The sequence below is a fragment of the Streptomyces sp. NPDC051214 genome (assembly GCF_040682375.1).
GTDB lineage: Bacteria > Actinomycetota > Actinomycetes > Streptomycetales > Streptomycetaceae > Streptomyces.
The window spans coordinates 198,771-211,071 of record NZ_JBFBAT010000015.1 but is presented as its reverse complement, the minus strand read 5'-3'; the positions used below and the strand labels follow the sequence as shown (position 1 = coordinate 211,071).

Genomic DNA, 12,301 nt, shown 5'->3' with positions numbered 1-12,301 from the left:
CCGCGGCACTCTCCTTGGGACCCGCATCCACCCGGAACGAACAAACCTTTCCCACCCACCCGATTCCCCCGCGGTGCCAAGCGGGGCGGGCAGTGAGGGTGGGAGGAAATCGCGTACAGGCGCGACCAAGGCAAGGCCAGCTCGTCTAAGACCAGGGCCTCGCCCCCGGTAAAGCGGAGAAAGCGGCCCCGCCTGGCCCACCCCCCGGTGGGCCCGTGGCAGGATCGGGGGGCCATGACTGCGCCCACGAAGCCCATGCCCATGTCCGACAGTCCCGAGCCCGCCGGCGAGGCCCTGCACGGTCCCGTCATCGCCTGGTTCGACGCCAACGCCCGTGATCTGCCGTGGCGTCGGGCCGACGCCGGGCCCTGGGGCGTGATGGTCAGTGAGTTCATGCTGCAGCAGACGCCCGTAAGCCGCGTCCTGCCCGTGTACGAGCAGTGGATCGCCCGCTGGCCCCGCCCCGCCGACCTCGCCAAGGAAGCCCCGGGTGAGGCCGTCCGCGCCTGGGGACGCCTCGGCTACCCCCGCCGGGCGCTCCGCCTGCACGGCGCCGCCGTCGCCATAACGGAACGGCACGGCGGCGACGTACCGGCCAAGCACGCGCAGCTCCTCGCGCTGCCCGGCATCGGCGAGTACACCGCCGCGGCCGTGGCGTCGTTCGCGTACGGGCAGCGGCACGCCGTCCTCGACACGAATGTGCGCAGGGTCTTCGCCCGCGCAGTGACCGGCGTGCAGTACCCCCCGAACGCCACCACTGCCGCCGAGCGCAAGCTGGCCCGCGCCCTCCTCCCCGAGGACGAGCGCACGGCATCCCGCTGGGCCGCCGCCTCCATGGAGCTCGGCGCCCTCGTCTGTACCGCGAAGAACGAGAGCTGCGGACGGTGCCCCATCGCCGCGCAGTGCGCGTGGCAGGCGGCCGGGAAGCCGGCGCATCAGGGGCCCGCCCGGCGGGGGCAGACATACGCGGGCACGGACCGCCAGGTCCGCGGGAAGCTGCTCGCGGTGCTCCGCGAGGCCGTCGCCCCCGTGCCGCAGGCGTCCCTCGACCGCGTCTGGGGCGAGCCCGTGCAGCGGGCCCGCGCCCTGGACGGACTCGTCTCCGACGGTCTCGTGGAGCCGCTCCCCGAGGGGCTCTACCGGCTCCCGCTGACCTAGCTTTACGCCGCGCCTACTTCTGTTACACAACCGACGGAAGGCCGTGCGCCCTCCGCTGGCTGCTCCGCACAGCCTCGTGACAACGCCTCCGTAGCTTCATAGCCGTACCGCACAAGCAGCGGTGGTCGGTGAACGGAGGCGGTTGGGTATGGCGCACGGCGAGGTGCTCGAGTTCGAAGAGTACGTCCGCACTCGGCAGGACGCCCTGCTGCGCAGTGCCCGGCGCCTGGTCCCCGACCCCGTCGACGCGCAGGACCTGCTGCAGACGGCGCTCGTGCGGACGTACGGCCGCTGGGACGGCATAGCCGACAAGCGGCTCGCGGACGCCTATCTGCGCCGCGTCATGATCAACACGCGTACGGAGTGGTGGCGGGCCCGCAAGCTCGAAGAGGTCCCCACCGAGCAGATGCCCGACGCGCGCGTGGAAGACTCCACCGAACAGCACGCGGACCGCGCCCTCCTGATGGACATTATGAAGGTCCTCGCACCCAAGCAGCGCAGCGTCGTCGTGCTGCGACACTGGGAGCAGATGTCCACGGAGGAGACGGCCGCGGCACTCGGCATGTCCGCGGGAACGGTCAAGAGCACCCTGCACCGAGCGCTCGCCCGCCTCCGCCAGGAGCTGGAGAGCCGGGACCGCGACAGCCGGGACCGCGAGGAGCCCGCCACCGGCGCGCTCGAACGTGAGGAGCGGGAGCGTTGCGCGGCCTAACCACCCGGGCTGGCAGGAAGACCGGCAGCAAGGCCGGCAGGACGATCAAGGCGGGGAGCGCGGCGGCGGTCGCACTCGCCGCCATCGGCCTTTTCCTCACCTCCTGCTCGACCGGCGGCTCCGGCGCCCGTGACGAGGGCCCCGGCAACCGCGGCGAGACGGTGATGACCCCCTCGCCGTCCCCGACACCGTCGACGACGTCCGCGCCTTCGCCGCCCTCCAGCCTGGAGGCGGTCGAGCTCGTCAAGGACGACCCGAAGGTGAGCCGGACGGTCAAGCGCGACCTCAAGCCCTGCGTGGCCGACGAGTATCCGGTCGACGTCTCGTACGGCAGCCTGACCGGAGGATCTGCCTCCGATGTCGTCGTGAACATCATGACCTGCGGCGATGCGGTCGGCACCAGCAGTTACGTGTATCGCGCCGAAGGCAAGAAGTACGAGAATGTCTTCCAGGACGAGGAGCCGCCCGTCTACGCGGAGATCGACCGGGGCGACCTGGTGGTGACCAAGCAGGTGTACGAGAAGGGTGACCCGGTGTCGTATCCGTCCGGCGAGGAAGTCATCACGTACCGCTGGTCCTCGAACCATTTCACCGAGACGGACCGCACCCGCAGTCACTACAGCAGCGCGGCGGGCGGCGACGCACCCGCTCCGTCGGAGAACTGAGAGAACTGAGAGCCCCCGATGGCAGAGCACACCCATGTCCTGTTCGTCGAGGACGACGACGTCATCCGCGAGGCGACGCAGCTCGCGCTCGAACGGGACGGCTTCGTCGTCACCGCGATGCCCGACGGCCTGAAGGGCCTCGAGGCCTTCCGCGCCGACCGCCCCGACATCGCGCTGCTCGACGTGATGGTGCCGGGCCTCGACGGCGTCTCGCTGTGCCGCCGCATCCGGGACGAGTCGACGGTTCCGGTGATCATGCTCTCGGCGCGTGCCGACTCCATCGACGTCGTGCTCGGCCTGGAGGCGGGCGCCGACGACTACGTGACCAAGCCCTTCGACGGCGCCGTCCTGGTCGCCAGGATCCGCGCCGTCCTGCGCCGCTTCGGCCACGCGAGCGGCCCCGACACGGGGGCGCCCGTCGGCGGTGAGGGCGGCTCCCCGGACGGTGGCGTGCTGCACTTCGGCGACCTGGAGATCGACACGGAGGGCATGGAGGTCCGCAAGGACGGCGCCCCGGTGGCGCTGACGCCGACCGAGATGCGCCTGCTGCTCGAGTTCTCGTCCGCGCCCGGCACGGTCCTCTCCCGCGACAAGCTCCTGGAGCGCGTGTGGGACTACGGCTGGGGCGGCGACACCCGCGTCGTCGACGTCCACGTGCAGCGCCTCCGTACGAAGGTCGGCCAGGACCGGATCGAGACGGTCCGCGGCTTCGGCTACAAGCTCAAGGCGTGAGCCGATCGCATGGCTGACGGCATGGCTGACCGCATGGCTGAAGCACCGAACGGGTCCAACGGTCCGGTGCGTTTCGGGGGACACATATGAGCAGGGGGACGGTGGCCGCGCTGCGCAGGCGCCTTGGCTCCGGCCTGCGCACCGGCGTGCGCTGGAAGATCAGCGCGGCGATCGCGCTGGTCGGCGCGCTCGTCGCGGTGGCGCTGAGCCTGGTCGTGCACAACGCGGCGCGCGTGTCGATGCTGGACAACGCGCGCGACGTGCAGGACGAGCGGATTCTGTACGCCCAGCGGATCTACGAGACGTCCGGGCGCACGGGCCAGTTCGGCATGAAGATCGACGACCCGGAGATGCCCAAGGACCTTCTGTCGAAGGTGCTCGCCGGGCGTCGCGCGACGTACGTGGAGGACCACGAGGGCGGTGTGCCGGACATCTGGGCCGCGGTGCCGCTGAGCGACGGCCACATCCTGTCGCTGCACACCCGCTTCACCGACCGCAGCGCCACCGTCATGAAGGACCTCGACCAGGCCCTGGTCATCGGCTCCATCTCGGTCGTCTTCGGCGGCTGCGCGCTCGGCGTGCTCATCGGCGGCCAGCTCTCGCGGCGCCTGCGCAAGGCGGCGACGGCGGCGCAGGAGGTCGCCCAGGGGCAGACGGACGTGAGCGTACGGGATGCCATCGGCGGCGTCGTACGCGATGAGACCGATGACCTCGCGCGGTCGGTGGACGCGATGGCGGACGCGCTCAAGCAGCGCCTCGAAGCGGAGCGGCGGGTGACGGCGGACATCGCGCACGAGCTGCGTACGCCGGTGACCGGCCTGCTCACAGCGGCCGAACTGCTGCCGCCGGGCCGCCCGACCGAGCTGGTCAGGGACCGGGCGCAGGCGATGCGCACGCTGGTCGAGGACGTGCTCGAAGTGGCGCGTCTGGACAGCGCGGCCGAGCGGGCCGAGCTGCAGGACCTGATGCTCGGCGAGTTCGTGACGCGGCGGATCGCGGTCCTCAACGCGGACGTGAGCGTGACGGTGGTGCACGAGTCGGAGGTGACCACCGATCCGCGCCGTCTGGAGCGCATCCTGGGCAATCTCCTCGCCAACGCGGCCAAGCACGGCAAGCCGCCGGTCGAGGTGAGCGTCGAGGGCCGCGTCGTGCGGGTCCGCGATCACGGCCCCGGGTTCCCCGCGGGTCTCCTGGAGGAGGGCCCGAGCCGTTTCCGCACCGGCAGCACGGACCGCGCGGGCGTCGGCCACGGCCTGGGCCTGACGATCGCGGCGGGCCAGGCGCGAGTGCTCGGCGCGAGGCTCACCTTCCGCAACGTGACCCCTGCGGGCGCGGGCCCTGACGATCCGGCGGAGGGCGCGGTGGCAGTCCTCTGGCTCCCGGAACACGCCCCGACCAACACGGGCAGCTTCCCGATTTTGCAGCTGCCGGACAAGTACAAGTAGCCGGTCTGTTGTGGGCAGGCGTTCCGCAGGGCGATGGGGGTCCCCCCGCTCGAACGCAGTTGAGAGTGGGGGAGGGTGGGCACAACACCGAAGCCGCGGGGCGCGCATAAGCAGGGCAGCGGCACGCGCAGCAACGGGCCCCCGGCACCAGAAGGTGCCGGGGGCCCGTCCCGAGGGAGCAGGACCGCAGGTCAGACGGTCTCCGCAACCGCGTCCCGCGGACCCCCCGCGGCGTCCCCAGCCGCGCCCCCGGCCGGCTTCTTCGCTTCGGAGCCCCCGGAATCCCCGGAGCCCGAAGGCTCCGCGTCCTTCGGCCCAGCCCCCCGCAGGGGAACTTCCTTGACGAAGAACGCCGCGATCAAGGCGGCGACCCCGATGACCGCGCCCAGCAGGAACGCCGCGTGCGTACCGGCGGACACCGCGTGCTGGTACGCGGCCTGCACCACGTCCGGCAGCTTCTCCAGACTCTTCGCGTCCAGCTGCGCCGACTGCTCGGTGACCTTGCCGCCGAGCTCCCCGGCGCGGGAGGCCATCGTGTCCTCGACCCGGCTGTTGAAGAGCGCGCCCATGATCGCGACGCCGAACGACGAACCGAGCGTACGGAAGAGCGTGGCCGAGGACGACGCGACGCCCATGTCCTTCATCTCGACGCTGTTCTGCGCGACCAGCATGGTGATCTGCATCAGGCAGCCCATGCCCGCACCGAGCACCGCCATGTAGAGGCCCGAGGTGAACCGCGAGGTGTCGGTGTCCATCTGCGAGAGCAGGAAGAGCCCGAGGACCATCAGTACGGTGCCGGCGATCGGGAAGATCTTGTACTTGCCGGTGGATGTGGTGAACCGCCCCGAGAAGAACGAGACGACCATCATCGAGAGCAGCATCGGCAGGAGCAGCAGCCCGGAGTTGGTGGCCGAAGCCCCCTGCACCGCCTGCTGGTAGAGCGGCAGGAAGAGCATCGCGCCGAACATCACGAACCCGGTGAGGAAGCCGATCACCGACATGAGCGTGAAGTTGAGGCTGCGGAAGATGTGCAGCGGCAGGATCGGCTCGGCGGCCTTCTTCTGCACGATGACGAAGCTGATGAGCGAGACGACGCCGATCGCGATGAGTTCCATGATCACGGTCGAGGTCCAGGCGTACTCCGTGCCGCCCCACGTGGTGACGAGCACGAGCGCGCTGATGCCCACGGTCAGCAGCGCCGCGCCGAGGTAGTCGATGCGCCCCTTCGCCTTCTTCTTCGGCAGGTGAAGGACGGCGGTGACCATGGCGAGCGCGACGGCGCCGAGCGGCAGGTTGATGTAGAAGGCCCAGCGCCAGCCGAGGTGGTCGGTGATGGTGCCGCCGACGAGCGGCCCGCCGATCATGGCGACCGCCATGACGCCGGTCATCATGCCCATGTACTTGCCGCGCTCCCGCGGCGTGACGAGCTCACCGATGATCGCCATGACCCCGACCATCAAACCGCCCGCGCCGAGCCCCTGGACGGCTCGGAAGCCGATCAGCTGACCCATGTCCTGCGCCATTCCGCTGAGAACGGAACCGAGCAGGAAGATCACTATGGAGGTGAGGAAGACCCCCTTGCGCCCGTACATGTCGCCGAGCTTGCCCCAGATGGGGGTCGAGGCGGCGGTCGCGAGCATGTACGCGGTGACGACCCACGACAGGTGCTCCATGCCGCCGAGGTCGCCGACGATTGTCGGCATCGCGGGGCTGACGATCATGTTGTCGAGCATCGCGAGCAGGATGGTGACCATCAGCGCCATCATCACGACGCGCACGCTGCGCGGCTGAGGCGCTTCCTTCTCCGATCCGGCTGGTATCGCCTGCTCCCCCGGCTTTTCCTTGGTCTCGGCCATGTTCCCCACTCCCCGGTTACCCACTTCGCGCTCCTACTTACTTGCCGACCGGCAAGCTGACTACACTGGGGGAAACTAGACCCCCAACTAGCCGGGCGTCAAGTAAGTAAAATCGGATCCAAGGATTCGAGCCGAGAGGGAGCCGAGGAGCAAAGAGATGGTCACGGGCAAGCAGCAGCGCCGCGGGGACACCCGCCAGCGCATCCAGGACGTGGCCCTCGAACTCTTCGCCGAGCAGGGGTACGAGAAGACGTCACTGCGGGAGATCGCGGAGCGTCTGGACGTCACGAAGGCGGCGCTCTACTACCACTTCAAGACGAAGGAAGACATCCTCACCAGCATCTTCGAGGACATGACCCGGCCCATCGACGAGCTGATGGAGTGGGGCAGGGAGCAGCCGCGCACGCTGGAGACGAAGCGGGAGATCCTGACCCGCTACAGCGAGATCCTCAAGGGCGCGGCGCCGCTCTTCCGCTTCATGCAGGAGAACCAGGCGACGATGCGGGACCTGAAGACGGGCGAGACCTTCAAGGACCGCATGCTCGGCCTGCTCGACATCCTCAGGGAGCCGGGTACGCCGATGACGACGCAGGTGCGCTGCTTCAGCGCGCTGTTCACGATGCACGGCGGGATGTTCGTGCTCAAGGACGTCGAAGGCGACCCCGAGGAGAAGCGCAAGGCCATCCTCGAGGTCGCCATCGATCTGGTGACACAGGCGCACGAAGGCGCCTAGGAGCTACTGGCAGCCAGCTGCCAGCTGTCGGCTCCGGGTCAGACGGTGACACCGTTGGAGCGCAGGAACGCGACCGGGTCGACCGCCGAGCCGTAGTTCGGGGTCGTACGGATCTCGAAGTGCAGGTGCGGGCCGCTGGAGTTGCCGGTGTTGCCGGACGCGGCGATGTGCTGGCCGGTGCCGACGCTCTGGCCGACGCGGACGTCGATCTTCGACAGGTGCGCGTACTGCGAGAACGTGCCGTTGTCGTGCTTGATCACGATGGCGTTGCCGTACGCGGGACCGTCACCGGCGCCGTTGCCGCCGGCCTTGACGACGGTGCCATTGTGCACGGCCTCGACGGAGGTGCCGATCGACACGGCGAAGTCCTGGCCGGAGTGCTTGCTGGACCACATGTTGCCGCCGAGCCCGAAGGACGCGGAGAGCGTGTACTTGTCGACCGGGTCCTGCCAGCTCGCGGCCTTCTTGGCGGCGGCCTGCTTGGCCTGCTGGGCCTTCTTGGTGGCGGCCTGCTTGGCCTTGGACGCGGCCTTGGCCTGCGCGTCGGCCTGGGCGGCTATCGAGTTGGCGGAGACGCCGGGCAGCGCACCGCCCTTGGTGTCGGCCGCGGCGGCGATGCCGGTGCCGAGGACGGCGGAGGCGCCGAGCCCGACGGTGGCGGCGGTGATGACGGCCGTCCGCGTACGGAGCAGGGACAGGCCGGACTGGGTGGACGTGGCGCGCTTCGACATGGCGGATGACCTCCGGGATGGGGAGCGTGTACGTGACACCGCCGCTGTCGCTGCGTGGCACGTGGGGCTGGGACTGCGTCTGGGACTCCGAGACACAGAGGGACCCGGCACACGCTTCGCTGCGTTTCCGCCGGGGCCCCACCTTGGTAACCCGCACCCCGCCTCCTGCTCAAACACCCCATCTACTACCTAATGCCGTAGCCAACCGCCCCTCTTTCGACCCCTTGACACCGACAAATTCCGACAATTCCCCCTTCAACCATCTGCCGGAATTGACGCTCGGAGGCAGGTTTAACCCCACTTCGAAAGGGCAGCCTGGGCCAGCACTGGCACGTTCGGCGGATGGACCCTCCCGACGCGCCCAAGGTCCCGTGGGTTGCGTGCCGAAGGTCCCGAGCACCCCTCGGCCCGGTACCACTATTCCGCCTAGTACCGGACATAACGCCTGTGCGTCATGTCACCGGTCCCCGAGATCCACAACCTCCCGAATGTGACCGGCGCTACGCTGCGGCGCATGGATCCCGCGGCCATAGGCTCCGTCACCCGACTCGCGTCGAGCGTCGTCACTCCCCTGGTCAAGCGCCTTTTCGTGCGGGAGGGGCCGGGCGCGGGCCTGGTGGAGAAACCCGTCCGTCTCTCGGGGCTCGTGTCCTTCCGGGGCGAGAAGCGGAAGCTGACCGACAAGGACCTGGCGAGGCTCGCGGCGGAGCTGGTGCGCCAGGCCGTACGGGCCTCCGGCGAGAGCGCCGTCGCCGTGGACGAGGAGCAGGCGGTGGTCGACGCGCTGGCCCGCACCCTGCACGCGCTGGGCGACCTCACGCTCACGGACGTCCAGGCGGTCGAGCTCGGCCACAACGCCCTCGCCCTTCGCCTGCGCCGGGCGAGCGGCAACCCCGACCGTGACCTGTCCGCCGACGCGGCGTACTTCTACGACCGCCTGCTCGACATGACGTGCCTGCACATCCTGCACTTCTTCACGCAACGCTCGGCCTTCGTGGCGAGGACCCTGGTGGAACAGAGCCGCCGCCAGTCGGAACTGATCACCAAGATCGACGAACTGATCGCCCGCAGTCCCCTTCCCGGGGCGGAGGACGTGGCTTTCGAGCAGCGGTATCTGGCGTACGTGGCGAAGAAGCACGGAAAGCTGACGATCTTCGGGATCGATCTTTCCAACTCGCCCGGGCGGTGGCCTCTGGATGCCGCATACATGCGGTTGGAGGCGACTACGTCCCTGTCGCACTGGAGAGACGACGTGCGGGCTGCCGCACAGGCCCCGGACGCCGTGCCGGCCAGGCACCGGCCCGTATTTCTGGTGCAGTCACAGGCCGAGGCGGCCCACAAAGCCGATGGGACCGAGCGCCCCCTGGCAACATCCACCCCCGCTCATGCCGAGGGGATGGCCCGCAGAGCCGCGGAATCCGCCCACATCCGGGCGGCCGCCGCCCCCACCCCACTCCTCGCCGATCAGGCCCTCGCCACCCACGATCGCGTCCTCCTGCGGGGCGAGGCAGGCTCCGGCAAGACCACGCTCATCCAGTGGCTGGCGGTGAGCGCCGCGCGCGCGGCACCGGGCGACGACCACATGACGTACCTCTACGACCGCATCCCCTATGTCCTGCCCCTGCGCACCCTCACCCGGCACGGCGAGCGCCTCCCCGCCCCCGCGGACTTCCTCTCGGCGGTCGGCTCCCCGCTGGCCGGCACGCAGCCCAAGGGCTGGGAGTCCCGCGTACTGACGGCGGGCCGCGCGCTGATCCTGGTGGACGGCATCGACGAGGTCCCCGAAGCCGAGCGCTCCCGCACCCGCACCTGGCTCAGCGACCTGATCGACGCCTACCCCGGCAACCGTTGGCTGGTCACGTCACGCCCCTCAGCCGTACGCGAGGACTGGCTCGCCGACGAGGACTTCACCGAGCTGACGCTCTCCCCGATGAGCAGGGCGGACGCCGCGGCGTTCATCAAGCGCTGGCACGTGGCCGCACGCACGGGTGCGGCGGACGAGGACGCCGCGCTCGTCTCGTACGAGAGCCAGCTCCTCGACGCGGTCCACACGAAGCCCGACCTGGGCCTGTTGGCGACCAACCCCCTCATGTGCGGCCTGATCTGTGCGCTGCACCGTGACCGCAGGGGCTTCCTCCCCCTCGGCCGCAAGGATCTCTACACGGCGGCCCTGTCCATGCTCCTGATCCGCCGGGACCGCGAACGGCACATGGACGTGCCGGACCTGCGGGAGGAGCCGCAGCTCCAGCTCCTCCAGCGTCTCGCCTACTGGCTGATCCGCAACGGCCGTACGACCATGGACCGTCAGCGGGCTGAGGCGATCATCGCGGACCTGCTCCCAGCGGTCCCGGAGGTGGCAGCACTCGGAGACGCCAGAGCAGTCTTCGAGCACTTCCTCCACCGAAGCGGTCTGCTCCGCGAACCAGGGCCGGGCACGGTCGATTTCATCCACCGCACGTTCCAGGATTTCCTGGGCGCGCGGGCAGCGGTCGACGAGGGCGACTTCGGCGTGCTGGCACGTCACGCGGCGGACGACCAGTGGGAGGACGTCATCCGCATGGCGGTGGCGCATGCGCGCCCTCGCGAACGGATCGAAGTCTTCCGGGAGTTGCTCGCATTCGGTGATGGTCGCGCTCAGGAGCGGGAGCGAGAGCGAGTCCATCTGCTGGCGGCAGCCTGCCTGGAGGACGCCGCGGAACTCGCACCGGAGGTGCGTGAGCAGGTGGAGCTACGGGTGGCGGAGGTGATTCCGCCCCGCACCCCGGAGGACGCCCGCGAGCTGGCGATGGTCGGGCCCATGGTCCTGGACCTGCTGCCGGGCCCGGACGGGCTGGACGAGGAGGCGGCGAGCAACGTCGCGATCACCGCGACGAGTATCCCGTCGGACGCCGCGATCCCCTTCCTCGCGCGGTTCGCCCGTCATCCCGCACTCGGGGTACGCAGCCAGCTCATCTGGGGGTGGAGTCGCTACGACTGCCGTAGGTACGCGGAAGCAGTGGTCGCTCAACTGAACGACGGCGAGACCCACTTCACGCTCCGAAGCGACGATCAGGTCATGGAGCTGGAACGGCTGCAGATCCGCCCGAAGCTGCTGGACATCCGCGAGGACGTGTCCCCCGCAGCCGCCTCCCGGCTGATCGCGGCGTGCACCCCCTCGTTCCTCGCCATGAAGGTGCCGCCCACTCGGCTCTCCCCAGCCGCGCTCCACGGGCTGCGCGACCTGGATCAGCTCCGCCTCGCCGACATCACCGAGCGCTGGAGCCTCGACCTGTTCCCCGCCGATGCTCCGCTGCGCACGCTGGGTATGTTCGACAGCACGGAAGCTGCGGACGATGTCCACGGCCTGGACAAGTGGCAGGAACTGGAGTGGGTCCTTTTCGGCGAAACGGACGGTCCCAGGTCACCCGCCGTCTGGGAAGCTCTCACACGCCTCCCTCACCTCATCCGGCTGGACCTGACATCCGGCGCACTTCCTCACGCGCCGGAGGGGCTGACCTTGTCCGGTGTGACGGAGCTGTCCCTGCTGCACGAGGGGCTGCACGACACCGTCGACTGGTCTTCGACGGCATCGCACGTCACGCGGCTCTTCCCTGACCTCACGCACCTGTCCGTGTACGGGTTCAGCGGCCGGGAGCGAATCAGCGTCGCCCCCTTGGCGTCGCTCACCGCCCTGCGGCATCTGACGATCTCCACGCGCCACGTGACGGACATCGACGCCCTTCCCCCGCACGTCGAGATACGAGAGCCCCGCCCCCTCTTCACCGATTGAGCTGGAACCACACCCCCTTGCCGGCCCCGGTGGGCGTCACCCCGCACACGTCCGACAGCGCGGTCACGAGGAAGAGCCCCCGGCCGCCTTCGTCCTCGGCGGGAGCCCTTCGGGGGGACGGCAGTTGATCGCTGCCGTCATACACGGCGATCCGTACGTGCGTGTCCGCGATGGCCGCTCTCAGGTGGACGTCACCCTTCGTGTGCTGATGCACGTTGGTCACCAGCTCCGACGTACAGAGCGCGGCGGCTTCGGCGAGGTGCCCGAGCCCCAGCGTGAGCAGCGCGCTGCGTACGAAGTCGCGGCAGATCTTGGGTGAGCTGGAGTCGGCGGGGGCGAAGAGGGTGTAGGCGAGCGGGAGTTCGGGCCGCTCGGGCCGTTCGGGCTCGCATACGGAGTCATGCACGGTAACGCCCATGAGACGCCTCCAAGGCGCGCGTAGGGGTGCGTTCGCTGTGACGGTGATGGGTGGGGGTGGCCCGGCCGCAGTGGCCTACTGT

10 protein-coding genes are annotated in these 12,301 nt (G+C 69.7%); 7 read left to right on the top strand and 3 right to left on the bottom strand.

The window, feature by feature from the left end:
• The first annotated feature begins 234 nt into the window (after positions 1-234).
• From AB0M70_RS33935 to cseC, 5 genes are all read left to right on the top strand, one after another.
• Complete coding sequence (locus AB0M70_RS33935) at positions 235-1,158, top strand: A/G-specific adenine glycosylase (protein WP_365826167.1); 924 nt, start codon at positions 235-237, stop codon at positions 1,156-1,158.
• Between the two features lie 148 nt (positions 1,159-1,306).
• Positions 1,307-1,870, top strand: coding sequence for a SigE family RNA polymerase sigma factor (locus AB0M70_RS33930; protein ID WP_365826165.1), 564 nt, complete (start codon positions 1,307-1,309; stop codon positions 1,868-1,870).
• 44 nt (positions 1,871-1,914) lie between these two features.
• Entirely contained in the window at positions 1,915-2,535 is a 621-nt protein-coding gene (locus tag AB0M70_RS33925) for a hypothetical protein (protein WP_365826223.1), read from the top strand.
• A gap of 18 nt (positions 2,536-2,553) precedes the next feature.
• Positions 2,554-3,267, top strand: a complete 714-nt coding sequence (gene cseB / locus AB0M70_RS33920; protein ID WP_365826163.1) for a two-component system response regulator CseB — start codon at positions 2,554-2,556, stop codon at positions 3,265-3,267.
• 86 nt (positions 3,268-3,353) lie between these two features.
• Positions 3,354-4,712, top strand: a complete 1,359-nt coding sequence (gene cseC / locus AB0M70_RS33915; protein WP_365826160.1) for a two-component system sensor histidine kinase CseC — start codon at positions 3,354-3,356, stop codon at positions 4,710-4,712.
• Positions 4,713-4,903: 191 nt separating this feature from the next.
• On the opposite strand, the gene AB0M70_RS33910 is transcribed toward cseC, so the two are convergent.
• Positions 4,904-6,478, bottom strand: a complete 1,575-nt coding sequence (locus AB0M70_RS33910) for an MDR family MFS transporter (protein ID WP_365826221.1) — start codon at positions 6,476-6,478, stop codon at positions 4,904-4,906.
• Between the two features lie 247 nt (positions 6,479-6,725).
• Between AB0M70_RS33910 and AB0M70_RS33905 the strand changes: the two genes are divergently transcribed.
• Entirely contained in the window at positions 6,726-7,301 is a 576-nt protein-coding gene (locus AB0M70_RS33905) for a helix-turn-helix domain-containing protein (protein ID WP_365826158.1), read from the top strand.
• Between the two features lie 38 nt (positions 7,302-7,339).
• On the opposite strand, the gene AB0M70_RS33900 is transcribed toward AB0M70_RS33905, so the two are convergent.
• Entirely contained in the window at positions 7,340-8,032 is a 693-nt protein-coding gene (locus AB0M70_RS33900; protein WP_365826156.1) for a M23 family metallopeptidase, read from the bottom strand.
• A gap of 514 nt (positions 8,033-8,546) precedes the next feature.
• On the opposite strand from AB0M70_RS33900, the gene AB0M70_RS33895 reads away from it, so the two are divergent.
• On the top strand, positions 8,547-11,801 hold the full coding sequence (locus tag AB0M70_RS33895) for an NACHT domain-containing protein (RefSeq protein ID WP_365826154.1): 3,255 nt from the start codon (positions 8,547-8,549) through the stop codon (positions 11,799-11,801).
• Here the strand turns inward: AB0M70_RS33895 and AB0M70_RS33890 are convergent.
• Positions 11,791-12,219 carry an ATP-binding protein gene (locus AB0M70_RS33890; RefSeq protein WP_365826152.1) on the bottom strand — a complete coding sequence of 143 codons (429 nt, stop codon included), beginning with the start codon at positions 12,217-12,219 and terminating at the stop codon, positions 11,791-11,793. The two genes, AB0M70_RS33895 and AB0M70_RS33890, sit on opposite strands and share 11 nt — an antisense overlap.
• Positions 12,220-12,301 lie beyond the last annotated feature (82 nt).

Coding starts and splice junctions, on each gene's coding strand:
- AB0M70_RS33935 (WP_365826167.1), top strand. CDS start 235: ATGACTGCGCCCACGAAGCCCATGCCCATGTCCGACAGTCCCGAGCCC.
- AB0M70_RS33930 (WP_365826165.1), top strand. CDS start 1,307: ATGGCGCACGGCGAGGTGCTCGAGTTCGAAGAGTACGTCCGCACTCGG.
- cseB (WP_365826163.1), top strand. CDS start 2,554: ATGGCAGAGCACACCCATGTCCTGTTCGTCGAGGACGACGACGTCATC.
- cseC (WP_365826160.1), top strand. CDS start 3,354: ATGAGCAGGGGGACGGTGGCCGCGCTGCGCAGGCGCCTTGGCTCCGGC.
- AB0M70_RS33910 (WP_365826221.1), bottom strand. CDS start 6,478: ATGATGGCGCTGATGGTCACCATCCTGCTCGCGATGCTCGACAACATG.
- AB0M70_RS33905 (WP_365826158.1), top strand. CDS start 6,726: ATGGTCACGGGCAAGCAGCAGCGCCGCGGGGACACCCGCCAGCGCATC.
- AB0M70_RS33900 (WP_365826156.1), bottom strand. CDS start 8,032: ATGTCGAAGCGCGCCACGTCCACCCAGTCCGGCCTGTCCCTGCTCCGT.
- AB0M70_RS33895 (WP_365826154.1), top strand. CDS start 8,547: ATGGATCCCGCGGCCATAGGCTCCGTCACCCGACTCGCGTCGAGCGTC.
- AB0M70_RS33890 (WP_365826152.1), bottom strand. CDS start 12,219: ATGGGCGTTACCGTGCATGACTCCGTATGCGAGCCCGAACGGCCCGAG.